The sequence below is a fragment of the Promicromonospora panici genome, from assembly GCF_900608595.1.
In the GTDB taxonomy this organism is placed as follows: domain Bacteria; phylum Actinomycetota; class Actinomycetes; order Actinomycetales; family Cellulomonadaceae; genus Promicromonospora; species Promicromonospora panici.
This window is the reverse complement of record NZ_UWYY01000015.1, coordinates 116,173-133,375: the sequence shown is the minus strand read 5'-3', so window position 1 is coordinate 133,375 and position 17,203 is coordinate 116,173. Positions and strand designations below refer to the sequence as shown.

The following is a 17,203-nucleotide window of genomic DNA, read 5'->3' as shown; positions in this document are numbered from 1 at the left end:
TGTCGATCTGCCGGGCTGGTCGGGCCGGGCCGGGCCCTGACGGCCAGTTGACCCGGCCAGCCCGGCGGGTCCGGCGGTCCGTTCGTTCAGGCGGCTTCCGCGGCCGGTGGCTCCGCGGTCGGTTCGGTGGGCGGAGGTGGGGCGTCGATGGTGTCGATGGTGTCGATGGCGTCGGGTAGGCGGATGCGATGCCCGTGGGCGTCGGTGAACACCCACCCGGTCTCCACCAGGGTGCTCGCCCCAGTGCTGTCGGTGGTGGGCTTGCCGGCCCAGTGCATGCTGATGCCCTTGGCGTCGACCAGGGCATGGTGGTGCCAGCACAGCAGGGCGCTGTTGGCCACGGACGTGTTTCCGCCGTCGGCCCAGTGCTGGACGGCGTGGTGGACCTCGCACCGTGATGGCGGCTGATCACACCCGGGATAGACACAATGCTGGTCCCGCGCGATCACCGCGCGGCGCATCTGCCCGGTCACGGTGCGCTGGGCGCGCCCGACGTCCAGCACCGCGCCGTCCGGGCCGAACACGACCCTGGTGATCCGGCTGTCACACGCCAGGCGGCGCAGCAGTGCCCGTGGGACCCGGCTGCCGGTCTCGGTGAACACCGGGCCACCGCAGTCCAGCAGCCCGGACAGTGATGGTGCGCCTGCCGTGCCCCAGCCGGCCACGCCCCAGCCCGCCATCGTGCTCGCGGTGCTCGCGGTGCCTGTCGTGCCTCCGCCCGCGGCTGCTGCACCTGCGGGAGTCCCGCGTGCGAGCGCGGTGTGCCCGCACGAGAGGCACAGGCCTTCGCGGGTGCGGGTGACCTGGGTGACCAGCTCCTTCCAGGACACCGTCACATTCAGGTGCGGCGCGATCGCTGCCCCGGGGGAGGCCTGGTTCGTGTCCAGCACCACCCGGGCTACGTCCGCCAGGCCCTGCGCACGACGCTGCGCGGGTGTCCGGGTGTCCTCAGCAGCGGGTGCGCCCATGACGGCGGTGATCGCGGTCTGCACCAGCAGGCCGTGCTCGTCGGTGAGGAACCCTTCCAGATGGTAGCCGCCGAACGTCTTGGACAGGTCCAGGAACTCCCCGGCCGCGGCCTTGTCATCATCCGCCTCGTCGGTGTCCGGGTCGGTCACCGACGCGAACGCTTTCGCCACCTTGCGGAACTGCTCCACATTGAGCACAGGCGCCTCGTGCAGGACGACGCCTTCCCCGGTGGCCAGGGTCCCGACCGCGACCGCACCCTCCAACACGGCGGTGATCAGCTCACGAGTGCGCTCACCGTCCGGGTCCTCGACCGGGTCGGGGAAGTCCACGGCGACGGTCTGCACAAACTGTTCCGGGGTCGTCCTGTCACCCGTGCGGGTATCGATCAGCCACCCCAACGCGTCGGTACGGGTCTCGCTGGTGGGTGCGACGTCGACCATCACCCTGGCGTGGTCCACGCCCAGGTCACCCGACACCAGCCGCTGGCGGGTCAGCGGGAGTGCGGTGGCCAGGCGGCGCGCCATCTTCAGGTCCTTGTCCGCCGTGCTCGACGACACGCCCTCACGCAGCCGCAGCCACGTCGTGAACGCGCGCGCCATCCCACCCGAACGCCACGAGCCCTCGGCCTCGATCCGGGGCAGCAGGGTGTACCGGACACCGTCCAGCTGGCCGGTCAGGCCGCGGATGTGGGTGTGGGCCTCGATCAGGCGGCCGATGCTCGGCGCGTCCCACCCGTCCAGCACCTCCGGACCGGTCAGGTCGGCCAGGTCGCCGACCGCGGCCTTGATCCGGGCCACCGCCTCCTCGATCGACGCCGCCGGGGGCAGGCCACCAGGCGTCGTGTTGTTCGTCGACTGCTCCACCGGTCCCCACCCCCGCCCGTCGTCTGTCTAGATCATTGTTCCTTGCTGCCTCCATTGTCTCGAACGTTCGTGCGATCTGCATGGCCTATTTGAAATCTGTGGATAACTCTTCAGGGCTAGTCGAGACCGCCCTCGGCGATCCCTCAGAGGTCAACGACTCACGTCGACCTCCTACAAGTCCTGGCACACTCACTCGACCGCTTGGCACACTATTCAGAACGACCTGGCGGCGACGGCCCACGGCAGGACGACGACGGCATGCGCGAGAGTTCTTCTGCAACCAGGCGGCGAAGAAACGTGATCACCCGTGACGACATGGACGCCCCGGTTCGAATCTGGTGCCTGCGGCACGGCGAGTCGGAGAACGTCACCGCCGCACTCGCCGGCGCCCTACCGAACGCAGCCCTCACCGAGCACGGGCGCCAGCAAGCCATCGGGGCTGCCCGGGTCCTGGCCCGCGAACCGATCCGGCGCGTCTACTCCAGCACCGCCCTGCGGGCTCTTCAGACCGCAGGCCTCCTCGCCGCCGCGCCCGGCGTCCAGATCGAATCCGTGCCGGACCTGGTCGAGGTCGGCATCGGGCGACACGAGGGCAGCGGTGATCCAGCCGTCCGACGGCGAACCGCCGAGGTGCTCCGCTCGTGGGTCGTCGAGCGTGAGCTCAACGAGCAGGTCGCGGACGGCGAGACGGGGCACGAGGTCCTGGCCCGGACGACAAAGGCCTTGCAACGCATCGCCCAGCGACACCCGGGCGAGACCGTCGCCGTCGTCGGCCACGTCGCCGGCCTCACCGTCGCGCTGAGCGAGCTCTGCGCGCTCGGCTCGTCCGTCTGGGGAGCGCCGTTACCCCACGCCGAGCCCTTCCTCGTCGAGTGGGACGGCGCCAGGTGGAGCTGTGCCGCATGGCCGGCCTGGCCACCCGCCGACCCGTAGCAGAAGCACACCTCATACGGCGAACAGCGCGCCGCCTCCCGCCAGCTCGTGGTCGAGGAACGTCCACATCCAGCGCAGTCCCCGCCCCTCGTCGAGACCGGGCGCCTTCTGCGCGAGCTGCGTCGCTATGCCGTCGCTGTAAGCCGCGAGCTTGAGTGCGGTCTCCGCGGGATCGACCGGCCTGAATACCCCGGACTCCACGCCCCTGCGGATGGTTCTCGCCATGCACGCCTCCCAGATGCGGATCCGGGCGAGGTAGTCGTCCGACAGCGTGGGGCGATGCGCCGTCGTGGTCCAGTAGTCGGACCAGAGCCGCCAGTGGTCGTGCATCTCGGGGGTCGGGTCGAACAACGGCGCGATGAGCGACCGCACCGCCGCGACGACGTCGGGCTCCGCGTCGGCCCGCTCGATGATCGACGTGTAGAAGCGTTCGGTCTCGCGCGCCACCACCTCGTTGAGGATCTCGGTGACGCTCGCGAAGTGGTAGGTCACGGTGCCGACCGAGACGTCGGCGGCCGCGGCGATGTCACGCAGCCCGGTGGCGGCCACGCCGTCGCGCACGAGCACCTGGCGGGCCGCGTCGACGATCATCGCGCGGCGCACCTCGGGCCGCTGCCGCGACGTTCGGCCGGCGCTCATGCGGAGGTCCGCGGAACGGCCTCGTCGAAGGTGTGCTCGGCGACGAGCGCCTCGGCCTCCTCGGGCCCGCCGGTACGCGCCCACGCTCGCACGGTGTTCTCGACCCGGAAGGCATCCCGTGTCGCGGTCACCCGCGAGACCGTCTCCAGTCGCGCACGCCAGAGCGCCTTCCGCAACGTGATGGTCCAGCGCGACTCCGCGGACGCCGACAGCGGGTCACCATCGGCGATGCGGTACAGCTCCCGGCTGTCCTCCTCGAAGACCAGCCCGTCGGGATACTCGCGGGAGCCCCCGTAGCCGGGATCGACCTCCAGCGTCCACTCGCCCTCCGCGACGTCGTGGAGCACGCGGCGCTCGGGGCGGTGGGACGAGGCAGGAAGGGAACGCACCGGAAGCCGCGGCGCCTGCTCCGGCGGCTCGAAGCGGACGCCGTCGTCGTCCTGCCGGGTCCAGACCGGCAGGGTCAGGAAGCTCTCGGCCGGGTCGATCGTGACCGTTGCGGAATCCGGGTACGGCCACACCCACGGCCAGTAGGACGTCGACACGGCGACCCGCAGCCGGTGGCCCGCGGGAAACGAGTGGCCCGCCGCCACGAGGCGCACCAGCACCCGCTCGGGAGCACCGGGCGCCATCAGGTCGTCGCGGTCGCGCCCGTGCCGCTTGGCGAGGTTGAGGACGCCGCGGGTGACGAGCGTGGACGAGCCGTCGGGCGCGACGTCGCACAGCCGCACCGCGACGATCGCCCGAGGCCGATCGCTCGCGAGCGACAGCTCGACCTCCACGTTGCCCAGCACGTCCAGCTTGGCGTCGAGCGGGAGGTCGAAGCACTCGGAGCGGCCGTCCTCCGCCCGCTGGTCCGGCGGCAGGTCCGCGCGGTTGCCGAACGGGAAGAACCGGCCGGCGTCGATCCCCGTGTGCGCGGGCGAACGGACCGCACGCGGCCGCTCTCCCCCCGTGAGCACCGTGAGCGGGACGACACGCCCCTCCGTGGCATTCGAGGGCCACGCCTCGGCGGCGACCCACCGGCCCGTGCGCTGCCGGTAGTACGGGGCGGGCGGCTCGCTGTCGTTGATCCACGCCCGCAGGGCCGGGTCCGCCTCGACGCCCGTGTCGACGCCGCGCAGCCAGCGGTCCCACCAGCGCAGCGTCTCCTGGAGGAACCCGATCGCCGGCCCCGGTGCGAGACCGCGGTCGGGGTACTGGTGCGACCACGGCCCGACGATCCCTCTGGCGGGGGCCGAGAGGTGCTCCACGAGGCGGAAGACCGTGTCCCGGTACGGGTCTGCCCACCCGCCGATCGCGAGCACCGCCGCGTCGATGGCGTCGTAGTCCTCGCTGACGCTGCCGTGGCGCCAGTAGTCGTCACGCTCCTGGTGCGCGAGCCAGGTCGGCGTCATGGGCCGGTGCTGCTCCAGCCGTTCGCGCCAGCGCTCGACCCACTCCTCCCCCACGACCTCCGGCCGGGGCGGCCGGGCGTTGAACGCGAACATCGTGGCGCCCCAGGCCGCCATGTCGATGCCGAGCACCGCCCCACCGATGTAGTGCACGTCGTTGTCGTACCTGTCGTCGGTCGAGCAGACCGTGACGATCGCGCGCAGCGCCGGCGGGCGCCTGGCCGCGAGCTGCAGAGCGTTGAACCCGCCCCACGAGATGCCGAACATGCCGACGGCGCCCGAGCACCATGGCTGGGCGGCGAGCCACGCGATCACGGCCTCGCCGTCGTCGAGCTCCTGCGGCGAGTACTCGTCGTCGAAGAAGCCGTCCGACGACCCCGTCCCGCGGATGTCGACCCGGACCGACGCGTAACCCCTGGCGGCGTACCAAGGATGACGTTCGCTGTCCCGCGGCGCCGTCCAGTCGTCGAGCCGGTACGGCAGGTACTCCAGCAGGGCCGGGACGGTCCTGTCCGTGACCGGCGCCCAGATCCTCGCGTGCAGCCGGACGCCGTCGGGCATCTCGATCCACTCGTCACGTACGGTGACGTCGAAGCGCTCCCTGACATCGATGCGATCCGTGACGTCGATACCCTCCGTCATCCCTGCTCCCACCTCCTGATGTGATGCCCGTCCCCCGCGTCGATCCAGCCGTCGCCCGCGTCCCGCCACGCGACCTGCTCGACCGCTTCGTCGAGCCCTTCCGCCCCGGGCTCGAGCGTCGCGTCGATGAGCTGCCGCGTATAGGGATGGTTGGGCCCGGTGAACACCTGCTCGGCCGTCCCGATCTCCACGATCCGGCCGGCGTTCAGCACGGCGACGCGGTCGGCGACGCTCCGCACGACGGCGAGGTCGTGGCTGATGAGGAGACAGCTGAGCTGCTGCTCGTCCTTGAGCGTCCGGAGCAGCTCCAGGACCTCGGCCTGCACCCGGACGTCCAGCGCCGTCGTGATCTCGTCGGCGATGATCAGCCGGGGTCCGGCCGCGAGCGCCCTGGCGATGCCGACGCGCTGTCGCTGGCCGCCGGAGAGCTGAGCGGGCAGGCGGGAGGCGAATGCCGGCGGCAGGCCGACCTCGGCGAGCAGCTGTCCGACGCCGGCGCGCGGGTGCCGCCCGGCGAAACGCTTGAGCGGGCGTGCTATCGCCGAGCCGATGCTGCGCCGCGGGTTCAACGAGGTGTCGGCGTTCTGGAACATCAGCTGCACGGCGCGCAGCGTCTGGGTGTCCCGGGACGTGGCAGTCCTGGTCAGGTCCCTAGTAGGGCTCGTTCTCAGATCCGACGCCCCGTCCGGGGACGTGAGATCGAGCCGGCCCGACTCGACCGGCACGAGGCCCGCGAGGGCCGCCGCGATCGTCGACTTCCCGCTGCCGGACTCGCCGACGAGCGCGAGGGTCTCCTGGGCGCCGATCGTGAACGACACGTCGCTGACCGCGGGCGCCAGAGACCGATGGTGGCGCACGACCAGGTTCTCCGCGCGCACGACGATCTCCTGCTGCTCGTCCGCGACAGGCTCGTTCACCACTGCAGCCGGCCGCAGCCGTGCGGGCGACGCCGCCAGCAGCGAGCGCGTGTACTCGTGCCGGGGCGCGGCGAAGAGGTCCCTCGCGGGCTGCTGCTCCACGATCCGCCCGTCCGTCATGACGGCGGTCTCGTCCGACATGGCGGAGACGACGCCGAGGTCGTGGCTCACGAGGAGCACCGCCATGTCGAGCTCGTCCGCGAGCCCCTTGATCAGGCGGAGGATCGCGTGCTGGGTGATGACGTCGAGCGCCGTCGTCGGCTCGTCGAGGACGAGGACACGGGGCCGCGCGGCGATCGCCATGGCTATCGCGACCCGCTGCTGCTGGCCGCCGGAAAGCTGGTGGGGGTAGCGCCGGACCAGCTGCTCCGGGTCCGGCAGCCGGACGTGCCTGGCGAGCTCCAGGACCCGCTCGGCGCCGGCGTCGAGGCCGTGGCTCTCGAGCGCCTCCGCGATCTGGCGCCCGACCCGCATCGAGGGGGTCAGCGCCTGCCCGGCGTTCTGTGCCACGAGCGCGGCCGTGCCGCCGCGCAGCTCCCGGCGTGCGGCCGGCGTCAGCGCGAAGACGTCGTTCCCGTCGACGACCACCGACCCGCCCACGACCCGCGAGCCCGGCCGCAGCTGCGCCAGGAGCGTCCGGGCGAGCGTCGACTTGCCGCTGCCCGACTCGCCGACGAGGCCGAGGACCCGTCCGGGCCGGAGCACGAGGCTCACGCCCTTGACGACGGGGACGTCACGGCGGCCGGTGCGGTACGAGCCAGTGCGGTACGAGATGGTGAGGTCCTCGACCCGGACGATCGGCTCACCGGTGACCGGCGGGGCCACCTGCTCCGTGGCGGTCATGCGGCGGCTCCCTGCTGCGCTCGGTCGACGCCGAGACGTTTGCTCAGCCCGTCGGCGCTCAGGTTCAGCCCGACGACCAGGGTCGCGAGTGCGACGACGGGCGCGATCGTGCCGAGTGGGACGACCGTGAGGGCCGTGCGGTTCTCCTCCACCATGAGTCCCCAGTCGGGGGTCGGAGGGTTGGCGCCGAAGCCGAGGAACGAGAGCGTGGCGACGAGCAGCACCACCCACGAGGCGCGCATCGCGAGCTCGACGAGGACGACGTCGAGCACGTTCGGGAGGATCTCGCGGAACACGATGCTCGGCGCACGCTCGCCGCGGGCGCGCGCCGCGGTGACGTAGTCCTGCGTGATGACGGCGCGCGCGGCACCGCGCACGACGCGCGTCACCGCAGGCGTGTAGACGACGGTGATGGCGAGGACGACCACCCACAGGTCCGGGTCGAGCACGGTCACGACGACGAGCAGCGCCAGGACCGTCGGGATGCTCAGGAGGGCGTCCATGACGCGCATCACCACCTCGTCGAGCCAGTTGTCGGCGTAGGCGGTGAAGCACCCGATCACCGTGCCGGCGGCCACGGCGACGGTCGTGGCGAGCCCCGTGACGGCCAGCGCGTACCGGCCACCGTGGAGCACGCGGGAGAGGATGTCGCGGCCGTACTGGTCGGTGCCGAGCCAGTGCGCCGCCGTCGGCCCGGACAGCACGTCGCCCGAGTCGGTCACGACCGGATCGTGGCCGGTGGTCCACGGCGCGGTCAGGGCCAGCAGGACGTGCAGGGTGACGAGGGCGAGGCCGACCACCAGGGTCGGTGACCCGCGCAGAGCACCCCCCAGAGCACCCCCCAGAGCACCCCGTAGAGAGCTGCGCCCGTCAGGTGTCGTCGTCATGCGGATCTCCTGCTTCGTGTGCGGCGTCGCGTCCGGAGTCTCGGGTCGAGCGCGAGCGCCGTCATGTCCGCCGCGAGGTTGCACAGGACGTACACCGCCGCGCTCACCACGGCGATCGCCTCGATCATCGGCAGGTCCCGGTTGTGCACCGACTCGATCATGAGCTTGCCCATGCCCGGGTAGTTGAAGACGTTCTCGACGACCACGACGCCCCCGAGCAGCCACGCGACGTTGAGCGCCACGACGTCGAGGACGGGCAGGAGCGCGCTGGGCAGGGCGTGCCGCCGGACGACCTGCAGCGGCGTGAGCCCCTTCAGCTCGGCCGTCACGACGAACTCCCGCGACATGACGTCGATGGTCGACGACCGCATGCTGCGCACCACGTAGGCGGCCATCGCGAGCGTCAGGACGACAGCGGGCAGCACGACGCTCGGCAGCAGCTCGACCGGTGTCGCCTCCGGCCCGCGGAGCACCACGGCGGGCAGCACGGGGAAGACGATCGCGAACAGCAGCACGAGCACCGTCGCCATCATGAACTCGGGCACGCTCATCAGGACCAGGGCGGTCATGGAGATGGCGGTGTCCGCCGTCCGGCCGCGCCTGACCCCGGCGACGACGCCGAGGAGAAGCGCCACGGTGATGCCGACGAGCACCGCCGGCACCGCGATCAGCAGGCTGTTGCCGAAGGCCGTCAGCAGGTCGGGGCCGACCGGCGCCCCGCTCACCAGGGAGACGCCGAAGTCGCCGCGCACCGCGCCGAGGAGCCAGTCGGCGTACCGGGACCAGACGTCCCGGTCGAGGCCGAGCGTCTCGCGCAGCGCGGCGACGGCCTCCGGCGTCGCGTCCTGGCCCAGCAGCTGCCGGGCGACGTCTCCCGGCAGCGCCTGGACGGCAAGGAACACGAACAACGAGGCCAGCACGATCGTCAGCAGCGCGATGAGCACGCGTCGCCCGACGGCGACCACGGCGCTCATTTCCGGAACCCGATCGACAGGTAGTCGAACTCGAAGCCGTACTCGGCGTAGTTCACGACGTCGCGCGAGATCCCCACGAGCCGGTCGCCGAACATCGGCGTCATGTCCGCCCCGTCCTCGACGATCAGCCGCTGGGCGTCCTGGTAGAGCATCCGCCGCCGGGCGTCGTTCGTCTCGGCGCGCGCGTCGTCGAGCACGGCGTCGAACGCCGGGCTGGACCAGGCGCTCTCGTTGTACGACGAGCCCGAGCGGAAGATCTGCCCGAGGAGCTGGTCGATCGGACGACCGGTGAACCAGTAGCTGACCATCAGCGGCTCCTGCATCCAGACCTGTGTGTAGTAGGAGTCCGACGAGGCGTTCTGCACGGTCAGCCGGACCCCGGCGTCGGCGACGGCGTCCCGGTACGCGACCGCCAGCGGCGTGAACACGGCGTCGTAGCTCGAGGTGTAGATCTTCGTGCTGAGCCCCTCGGCACCCGCCTGCCTGAGGAGCGAGCGGGCCTTGTCGGGGTCGTGCTCGCGCGGCTCGTCCAGGAACGCCGCCATGTTCGGCGGCACGGGGTTGTCCCAGCCGGCCGAGCCCGTGCCGTTGAGCGCCGTCTCGACGACCCGGCGCGGGTCGTAGGCCAGCTTCATCGCCCGCCGCACCCGGACGTCGGAGAACTCGGGGCTCGTGGCGAGCATCGGGATCGTGTACCACTGCGCGTTCTCGCTGCGGGCGACCGTCGCGCGTGGCGACGCCGACACCACGCGCGCGGTGGCGAAGTCGAGGTTGGTCTGGGAGATGAGATCGATCTGGCCCGCGAGCAGCGCGTTCACCCGGGCCGACGCGTCCTGGACGGAGAAGAAGTCGATCCCGTCCAGGATCGGCCGGCCGGCGAAGTGGTCGTCGACGGCCTCCACGGATCCCGTGCCGGCCGGGTGGAACGACGAGAGGCGGAAGGGGCCGGTGCCGATCCCGGCACGCCGCGGATCGCCGATGGCGTCGGCCGGCACGATGTAGCACTGGTAGGCCGCCAGCAGCGACGGGAACTCGGCGTTCGGCTTCGAGAGGCGGAACCGCAGCGTGTGCGGGTCCGGGGCGGTCATCGCCGCGGCGTCGATCACCTCCCCCAGGACCCCTGCCTGCGGTGACGCCGTGGCGGGGTCGAGGATGTGCGCGATCGAGGCGATGGCGTCGCGCGCGGTGAAGTCGCCCCCGTCGTGGAACCGGACGTCGCCGCGCAGCCGGAACGTCCATTGGGTGACGTCGGCGTTGCTGCTCCACTCGGTCGCCAGGTCGGGCACCGTACCGCCCCGCTCGTCGAGCTTGACGAGCCGGTTGTACAGCGCGCCGAGGTACTCGTACGCCGACAGCGAGCTCGCGGGATCGAGCGTCTCCGCCGCCGACGCCGCAGGGCGCGCCACGCGCAGCATGCCTCCGGGACGCGCCGCGCCGGTCGCCGCGGCCTGCGGGATCGTCGGCTCCTGCCGGGCGGGCGCGCACCCGCTGAGCGACAGCAGCCCCAGACCCGCCGCCCCGAGGGCACCGGCGAGCACGGTCCGCCGGCTCAGTGGCTCCGCGATGCGTGGCATTCTCGACCTCCCCGTAATCGTTCCGCTGAACGATAGCGGGTACCGACGGGGAGTCATACCGCGGAAACATGCCGACGGCGGTCCTCGGCACCCGCCGGGATCGACGGGCTGGCGCCGATCCCGGCGTGTCTGATGAGGGTGTTGGCGGGCGCGGATCATTTACACAGTCGTTACGCCTGGGCTGGGCCGTGTGGCCGCCGCCCGCGTCCTGGAGATCGGGGAAGGCTTCGAACGCGGCGTGGCCATGGGCCGCGCGCCCGCCTCGACGCGGTTCGCCCGGTGCCCGATCGGTTATCTGCGCTGCAACAAGGTCAGCGACGGCGTCGAGCTTGGTCCGCGTCTTTCTTCCCCGACGCCAGGGACGCTCCGACCATCGTGATCTGTGATTTTGAGGTCAAGCACGCTGATGTGGTCGGGTGTATCACGAGGCGAGTGCGTGCGCGGTACCCCCAGGGCCGCGCTGTACTTCGCCGTGTTCGGTGCGATGACCAAGGACCGCGAGCTGGCGGAGAAGATCGCCGATCTGGTCACGGCCACGATGGGCGAGATCCGACCCCACCTGGTCCAGGCCGCGCTCACCGGCCGCCGTGCGGAGAACGAGAACCTGCGCCACGAGGACAACTTCCTGTCCGACTACGACCTGTGGATGCACCACCGCTACCAGGAACTGCTCGCCGAGGTCATCCCGTCCTTCATCTACGCCTCCGAGGAGCACTCGCCGACGAGATCCGCAACGCCATCCAGCCCTAGGTCGAACAGCGCGGAGGAAACGGTCGCCTGCCCACGGAGGCGGCTGACCGGCCAGGACCAGAGAATCGTCCATCCGACTGCGTAGCATCGTCCCTTCAACGGCCCCCGCGGTCGACCTAGGGTCGAGCCATGCTCACCGACGAGTCCGCGTCCGATCCGGCCGCCCCTGACGCACAGGCGCCTCGCGCGGCGCGCTCGTCCCTCGACCTGTCGGGCCGGTGGCGCTGCGCCCTCGACCCGGACGGCGTGGGCGAGCTCGAGCAGTGGTTCCGCCAGGCCCTGCCCGGGGACACCCCGGCGGTCGACCTGCCGGGCTCGATCCAGCACCAGGGCATCGGCGACCCGGTCGGCCTGGACACCCCATGGACGGGCAGCATCGTCGACCGGTCGTACTTCACCGAGGAGCGCTACGCCCCGTATCGCGAGCCGGGCGACATCGCGGTGCCCTTCTGGCTCCAGCCCCGGGTGTACTACCGCGGCGCGGCGTGGTTCCAGCGCGAGGTGGAGATCCCGGAGGACTGGGGCGGGCGCGACGTCGTGCTGTCCCTGGAGCGGGTCCACTGGGAGTCGACGGTCTGGCTGGACGACCGGCAGGTCGGCACGGAGCGCAGCCTCAGCACAGCCCACCGGTTCGAGCTCGGCCGCCTCTTCCCCGGCCGGCACCTGCTCACGATCCGCGTCGACAACCGGGCGGTGGTCGACGTCGGACCCAACGCGCACAGCGTCTCCGACCACACCCAGGGCAACTGGAACGGGGTCGTCGGCGCGCTCACCCTGACCGCCCGGCCCGACGTGACGATCCGCCGGGTCCGTGTCGTGCCGGACGTCGCGGCCAGGTCCGCGCTGGTCAAGGTGGACATCGCGGCCGGCAGCGGCGGCGCGGGCGTAGGCAGCGTCCGGGTCTCGGCGCGGCGCTTCAACGTTCCGGGCGATACTCCAGGGGAGGCGGCGGGCGAGGTTCCGGGCGAGCACGACGCCGGGCCGGTAACCGCCACCTTCGAGGCCGAGCACAGCCGTGACCTCGGCGAACGGGGCCTCACCTCGGGCGGGACGCACGTCGACGTCGAGCTGCCCCTGGGCGACGACGCGCTGACCTGGGACGAGTTCCGGCCCGCTCTGTACGAGCTGACGGTCGAGCTGGTCACCGACGTCCACGACGTCGAGCGCCGGGACGTGGCCCGCACCGTCTTCGGCGTGCGCGAGGTCGGGGTCGAGGGCACCCAGGTGACGGTCAACGGCCGCCGCACCTTCATCCGGGGCACCCTCGAGTGCTGCGTCTTCCCGCTGACCGGCTACCCGCCCACCGACGTCGGCTCCTGGCGGCGCATCGTCGCCGTCTGCCAGGCGCACGGGCTGAACCTCCTGCGCTTCCACTCCTGGTGCCCGCCGGAGGCGGCGTTCGTGGCCGCCGACGAGGCCGGCCTCTACGTCCAGGTGGAGGGACCGGTCTGGGCCAACCAGGGCGCCGGGCTCGGCGAGGGGCGCCCCGTCGACGCCTTCCTGTTCGAGGAGACCCGGCGCATCCTCGACGCCTACGGGAACCACCCCTCGTTCCTCATGATGGCGCACGGCAACGAGCCCGGCGGGCGGGACGCCGAGCTCCTCGCCTCGTGGGTCACCACGTGGCGGACGTACGACCCGCGGCGCCTGTACACCAGCGCCGCCGGCTGGCCCGCCCTCCCCGAGAACGACTTCGACAACATCCCGGAGCCGCGCGCCCACCGGTGGGGCGAGGGGCTGCAGTCCCGGTTGAACGGCCGCCCGCCGGAGACCGAGTCGGACTACCGGGACTGGGTCAGCTCGCGCCCCCGCCCGATCATCAGCCACGAGATCGGCCAGTGGTGCGCGTACCCCGACTTCGCGGAGACGTCGAGGTACACGGGGCTCATGGAGCCCAGGAACTTCGGCATCTTCGCCGACTTCCTGCGTGACGCCGGGATGGCCGACCAGGCCGAGGCGTTCCTCCACGCCTCCGGCCGGCTCCAGGTGCTCTGCTACAAGGAGGACATCGAGGCGGCGCTGCGCACCGAGGGGTTCGGCGGCTTCCACCTCCTCGGCCTGAGCGACTTTCCCGGGCAGGGCACGGCGCTGGTCGGCGTTCTCAATCCGTTCTGGGAGACGAAGGGTTACTGCACGCCCGAGGAGTTCGCGCGCTTCTGCGGCCCCACCGTCCCGCTGGCGCGGCTGCCGCGGCGGGTCTGGACCGCGGACCAGGAGATCCGGTTCGAGGTGCAGGTTGCCCACTTCGGCCCGACGCCGCTCGACGCCGACGTGCGCTGGCACCTCCGCGACCGCGACGGCACGGAGCTCGCGAGCGGCGCGGTCGCCCAGGGCGCGCACATCCCGATCGGCAACGGCACCCGGTTCGGCCCCGTGGTCGTTCCCGCGGGACTCGTCTCCGGGCCCGCGCAGCTGACCCTCGCGATCTCGGTCGAGGACGCCGCCGGCGCCTCCTCCGAGAACGACTGGGACGTGTGGGTGTACCCGCCCGCCCCAGAGGCCGCCCAGGAGCCCGCCCAGGATGTGGAGCTCCGGGACGCCGTGCTGGTCACCGGCGAGATTCGCGAGGCCCTCGAACGAGCCGGCGACGGCGCGACCGTGCTGCTCGAGCTCGGCCCCCAGAGCGTCGGGAACGACGTCGCGCTGGGCTTCACGCCGGCGTTCTGGAACACCGCCTGGACCTCGGGCCAGGCGCCCCACACCCTCGGCGTGCTGCACGACCCGCGGCATCCGGTCTTCCGGCACTTCCCCACGGAAGGCACCACCGACTGGCAGTGGTGGGAGCTGCTGCACGGCGCCAAGGCGATGCTGCTCGACGGGCTCTCCCCCGGCCTGCGCCCCCTCGCGCAGCCGATCGACACCTGGTTCGAGGCGCGGCGGCTCGGCGTGCTGTTCGAGGCGAACGTCGGGCGGGGCAGGATCGTGGTGAGCTCGCTCAACCTCGACCCGTCAGGTGACCGCGCAGCCGCCCGCCAGTTCCGGCACAGCCTGCTGGACTACATGGCCGGACCCGAGTTCGCTCCTGCGGAGACCGTCGCGCCGGACGATCTGCTGACCGTCCTGCGGTGACGTCCGGGCGCCGCCCGCACGGCGCCGCCCGCACAACCCCGCCTCGATGGCCTGCTCCCCGTGCCGGTTCTCGTCCGCCCTTGACCGTGTGCCAGGAACACGGTCTGGAGTGGGTCTCGCCCGCGCCGAAGGCGCACGACGAGACGAGGGGTACGAGATGGATCGACGACACGTTGTCCGGGCTGACATTGTCCGGGCCGGCCTGGCGGTGGCTGCCGCGGCGGGACTCGCCGGGGCTCTGCTGACGACGCCGGCCGCGAGCGCCGACGAAGGGCCGGGCGCCCCGGCCGCCGGACCGGCCTGGGGGTCGTGCCCGGACGACATGCCTGCCGAGCCGCGGGCCATTCTGGAGTGCGCCACCGTGCCGGTGCCGCTGGACTACGACCAGCCCGACGGCACGCAGATCGACATCATGATCTCCCGGCTGGCCAGCACCAGTCCCGCCGACCGGCAGGGTGTGCTGCTCCTCAACCCGGGCGGGCCCGGCGGCTCGGGGCTGTCCCAGCCGGCCGACCTGAACGGGCGGGGCATGCCGGCGTCGGTCCTGGACGCGTACGACCTGATCGGCATGGACCCGCGCGGGGTCGGGCACTCGTCTCCGGTGAGCTGTGGCTTCACCATGGAGCAGAACTATCCGGGCAACGTCCCGCCGTACGCGGAGGACGCGGCGGCGGTCGCCGAGCAGGCGAAGGCCGCGCGGAGGATCGCCGACCAGTGCGCGGCCAACGACCCCGAGGGCCGGATGCAGCACATGACGACGGCGAACACGGCCCGCGACATGGACGTGATCCGGACGGCGCTCGGCGAGGACCGGCTGAGCTTCTACGGCGCCTCGTACGGCAGCGCGCTGGGCTCCGCCTACGCGTCGCTGTTCCCGGAGCGGAGCGACCGGGTGGTCGTGGACAGCAACCTCGGCGCGACCTCGCTCGACCAGGGTGCTCTGCGCCGGTTCGGGCTCGGCATGGAGGACCGCTTCCCCGACTTCGCGAAGTGGGCGGCCCCACGGCACGAGAGCTACGGGCTCGGCACGACCCGAGCGCGGTACGCAAGACCTTCGTCGCTCAGGCGGACGAGCTGGCTGACCGGCCCGTCGGTGGCATCGACGGCGCAACCCTCCGGTTCTACACGTTCGCCGGGCTCTACGGCGACAGCAGCTTCGGGACGGTCGCCCAGCTCTGGCAGTCCCTGGCCGATGGCGACGCGGAGACCGCGCGCAGCCAGGCGGAGAAGCTGCGTTCCGTGGTCCCCTCCATGGCGCCCGGCTCCACGCTGTCTGGCGGCGCGCTGCCCGGCGCCACGCTGCCCGGCACGACGGCCGCTGCCGGCACGGACGGGACGTCGGCGGCGACGCCGTCGCCCTACGACAACGCCTGGTCCGCGTTCCTGGCCGTGACCTGCAACGACACCGAGTGGCCCGAGGACGTCCGCACCTACCAGCGCGCGGTCGCGACCGACCGCGAGCGCTTCCCGCTGTTCGGTGCGGCGTCCGCGAACATCACGCCGTGCGCGTTCTGGCACAACGACCCGGTCGAGCCGCCGGTGGAGTTCACCACGGAGGGTCCGGCTAACGTGCTCGTGCTGCAGAACCTGCGGGACCCGGCCACCCCGCTCCTGGGTGGGCAGATCGCCCGCGAGGCGTTCGGTGACCGGGCGCGGCTGGTCAGCGTCGACGACGGCGGGCACGGCGTGTACGTCTACGCCGACAACCCGTGCGCGCTGAACACCACCACGCGATTCCTGCTCGACGGGAACCTGCCGCAGACCGACACCCTCTGCGCGGCCCCGGCCGGCTCAGCCCGCAACGCTGGTTCAGCCCTCGCTCTCGGGTGACACCGCGAGCCGGGTGTTCCACGGGTCGGCGAAGCGCAGCGTGTCGCCGTCGTCCGCAGTGGGCACCCGGTGAAACCGGAGGCGGTCGGCAAGGGCCTCGACGTCGGCCCGCGTGGGCACGAGGATCCGGACGTCGCCGAGGCCCAGCGTCGCCGCGCGTGGCGCGGCCCCCGCGCTGCGCCACGTGTTCATGCCGATGTGGTGGTGGTAACCACCCGCCGAGACGAACAGGGCGGAGTCCAGTCTCGCAGTGACGTCGAACCCGAGCGTGTCGACGTAGAACCGGCGCGCGGAGGCGATGTCACCCACCTGCAGATGGACGTGCCCGATGGCGGCGGAGGCGCCGGCGTCGGGCACGTCCGGGTCGTGCCAGCGCCGCAGGAACTGGTTCGGGTCGAGGTACTCGGTGGCCATCGCCACCGTCCCGTCCGGGTTGACGGTCCACTCCTCGCGGGGGCGGTCGCGGTACAGCTCCACGCCGTTGCCCTCGGGATCGGAGAAGTAGAACGCCTCGCTGACCAGGTGGTCGGCGCTGCCGGTGAAGGTCTGCGGCACCCGCTGCGCCATGGACGCCAGCGCCGCGGCGAGCCGCCGCTCGTCCTCGAAGACGATGGCCGTGTGGTACAGCCCGGCGCCTCGCGGGTTCGCGGCCGGAAGGTCCCGCTCCTGGCGGAGCACCATGATCGGCACTCCGCCGCGGCCCAGCGTCGCGGTGGCACCGGACTGGCCGAGGACGTCGAGGGTGACCGCGTGCTGGTAGTACGCGGTCATGACGTCGAGGTCGCGCACGAGCAGCTCCACGGTGTTCATCCGGGTGCCGTCGGGCGCCGTCCCCGCGGTGGCGACGTGGCGGGGCAGCCACGCGGGGACGGATCTCTGCATGTTCATCAGCTGAGCCTCCTCAGTCGACTCAGTCGAC

Annotated in this window: 14 protein-coding genes; 5 read left to right on the top strand and 9 right to left on the bottom strand. The window is 72.1% G+C overall.

What is annotated here, in order from left to right:
* Window positions 1–86 precede the first annotated feature (86 nt).
* Complete coding sequence (locus tag EW117_RS18510) at window positions 87–1,832, bottom strand: HNH endonuclease signature motif containing protein (protein WP_129788178.1); 1,746 nt, start codon at window positions 1,830–1,832, stop codon at window positions 87–89.
* A gap of 297 nt (window positions 1,833–2,129) precedes the next feature.
* On the opposite strand from EW117_RS18510, the gene EW117_RS18505 reads away from it, so the two are divergent.
* The gene (locus EW117_RS18505; protein ID WP_242504367.1) at window positions 2,130–2,765 is read left to right on the top strand and encodes a histidine phosphatase family protein; all 636 of its coding nucleotides are present in this window, start codon (window positions 2,130–2,132) and stop codon (window positions 2,763–2,765) included.
* Window positions 2,766–2,777: 12 nt separating this feature from the next.
* On the opposite strand, the gene EW117_RS18500 is transcribed toward EW117_RS18505, so the two are convergent.
* The 6 genes from EW117_RS18500 to EW117_RS18475 are packed head-to-tail and all read right to left on the bottom strand — an operon-like array spanning window position 2,778 to window position 10,635.
* Window positions 2,778–3,404: a TetR/AcrR family transcriptional regulator gene (locus EW117_RS18500; protein WP_129788177.1), complete on the bottom strand. Its 627-nt coding sequence runs from the start codon at window positions 3,402–3,404 to the stop codon at window positions 2,778–2,780.
* Window positions 3,401–5,440 (bottom strand): CocE/NonD family hydrolase, encoded by a 2,040-nt coding sequence (locus tag EW117_RS18495; RefSeq protein WP_207211926.1) that lies wholly within the window; start codon window positions 5,438–5,440, stop codon window positions 3,401–3,403. The genes EW117_RS18500 and EW117_RS18495 overlap by 4 nt, the downstream gene beginning before the upstream one ends.
* Complete coding sequence (locus EW117_RS18490; protein ID WP_129788176.1) at window positions 5,437–7,200, bottom strand: ATP-binding cassette domain-containing protein; 1,764 nt, start codon at window positions 7,198–7,200, stop codon at window positions 5,437–5,439. Before EW117_RS18490 ends, EW117_RS18495 begins: the two co-directional genes overlap by 4 nt.
* Window positions 7,197–8,087 (bottom strand): ABC transporter permease, encoded by an 891-nt coding sequence (locus EW117_RS18485; RefSeq protein WP_129788175.1) that lies wholly within the window; start codon window positions 8,085–8,087, stop codon window positions 7,197–7,199. Before EW117_RS18485 ends, EW117_RS18490 begins: the two co-directional genes overlap by 4 nt.
* Window positions 8,084–9,061 (bottom strand): ABC transporter permease, encoded by a 978-nt coding sequence (locus tag EW117_RS18480; protein WP_129788174.1) that lies wholly within the window; start codon window positions 9,059–9,061, stop codon window positions 8,084–8,086. Before EW117_RS18480 ends, EW117_RS18485 begins: the two co-directional genes overlap by 4 nt.
* Window positions 9,058–10,635: an ABC transporter substrate-binding protein gene (locus EW117_RS18475; protein WP_129788173.1), complete on the bottom strand. Its 1,578-nt coding sequence runs from the start codon at window positions 10,633–10,635 to the stop codon at window positions 9,058–9,060. The genes EW117_RS18480 and EW117_RS18475 overlap by 4 nt, the downstream gene beginning before the upstream one ends.
* Before the next feature lie 436 nt (window positions 10,636–11,071).
* On the opposite strand from EW117_RS18475, the gene EW117_RS29810 reads away from it, so the two are divergent.
* Entirely contained in the window at window positions 11,072–11,470 is a 399-nt protein-coding gene (locus EW117_RS29810) for a hypothetical protein (protein ID WP_207211924.1), read from the top strand.
* A 44-nt stretch (window positions 11,471–11,514) separates the two neighbouring features.
* Entirely contained in the window at window positions 11,515–14,454 is a 2,940-nt protein-coding gene (locus EW117_RS18465) for a glycoside hydrolase family 2 protein (RefSeq protein WP_129788172.1), read from the top strand.
* A 378-nt stretch (window positions 14,455–14,832) separates the two neighbouring features.
* On the opposite strand, the gene EW117_RS30275 is transcribed toward EW117_RS18465, so the two are convergent.
* Window positions 14,833–15,075, bottom strand: a complete 243-nt coding sequence (locus EW117_RS30275; RefSeq protein ID WP_242504378.1) for a hypothetical protein — start codon at window positions 15,073–15,075, stop codon at window positions 14,833–14,835.
* On the opposite strand from EW117_RS30275, the gene EW117_RS30840 reads away from it, so the two are divergent.
* Together EW117_RS30840 and EW117_RS30835 are read left to right on the top strand one after the other, a co-directional pair.
* Window positions 14,969–15,847, top strand: a complete 879-nt coding sequence (locus EW117_RS30840) for an alpha/beta fold hydrolase (RefSeq protein WP_242504377.1) — start codon at window positions 14,969–14,971, stop codon at window positions 15,845–15,847. The two genes, EW117_RS30275 and EW117_RS30840, sit on opposite strands and share 107 nt — an antisense overlap.
* Window positions 15,844–16,284 carry an alpha/beta hydrolase gene (locus tag EW117_RS30835; RefSeq protein ID WP_242504366.1) on the top strand — a complete coding sequence of 147 codons (441 nt, stop codon included), beginning with the start codon at window positions 15,844–15,846 and terminating at the stop codon, window positions 16,282–16,284. The genes EW117_RS30840 and EW117_RS30835 overlap by 4 nt, the downstream gene beginning before the upstream one ends.
* On the opposite strand, the gene EW117_RS18455 is transcribed toward EW117_RS30835, so the two are convergent.
* Entirely contained in the window at window positions 16,264–17,172 is a 909-nt protein-coding gene (locus tag EW117_RS18455; RefSeq protein WP_242504365.1) for a VOC family protein, read from the bottom strand. The genes EW117_RS30835 and EW117_RS18455 overlap by 21 nt on opposite strands.
* Between the last annotated feature and the right edge of the window lie 31 nt (window positions 17,173–17,203).

Coding starts and splice junctions, on each gene's coding strand:
- EW117_RS18485 (WP_129788175.1), bottom strand. CDS start 8,087: ATGACGACGACACCTGACGGGCGCAGCTCTCTACGGGGTGCTCTGGGG.
- EW117_RS18475 (WP_129788173.1), bottom strand. CDS start 10,635: ATGCCACGCATCGCGGAGCCACTGAGCCGGCGGACCGTGCTCGCCGGT.
- EW117_RS18480 (WP_129788174.1), bottom strand. CDS start 9,061: ATGAGCGCCGTGGTCGCCGTCGGGCGACGCGTGCTCATCGCGCTGCTG.
- EW117_RS18500 (WP_129788177.1), bottom strand. CDS start 3,404: ATGAGCGCCGGCCGAACGTCGCGGCAGCGGCCCGAGGTGCGCCGCGCG.
- EW117_RS18465 (WP_129788172.1), top strand. CDS start 11,515: ATGCTCACCGACGAGTCCGCGTCCGATCCGGCCGCCCCTGACGCACAG.
- EW117_RS18455 (WP_242504365.1), bottom strand. CDS start 17,172: ATGAACATGCAGAGATCCGTCCCCGCGTGGCTGCCCCGCCACGTCGCC.
- EW117_RS30275 (WP_242504378.1), bottom strand. CDS start 15,075: ATGGTGAAGCCACAGCTCACCGGAGACGAGTGCCCGACCCCGCGCGGG.
- EW117_RS18490 (WP_129788176.1), bottom strand. CDS start 7,200: ATGACCGCCACGGAGCAGGTGGCCCCGCCGGTCACCGGTGAGCCGATC.
- EW117_RS18495 (WP_207211926.1), bottom strand. CDS start 5,440: ATGACGGAGGGTATCGACGTCACGGATCGCATCGATGTCAGGGAGCGC.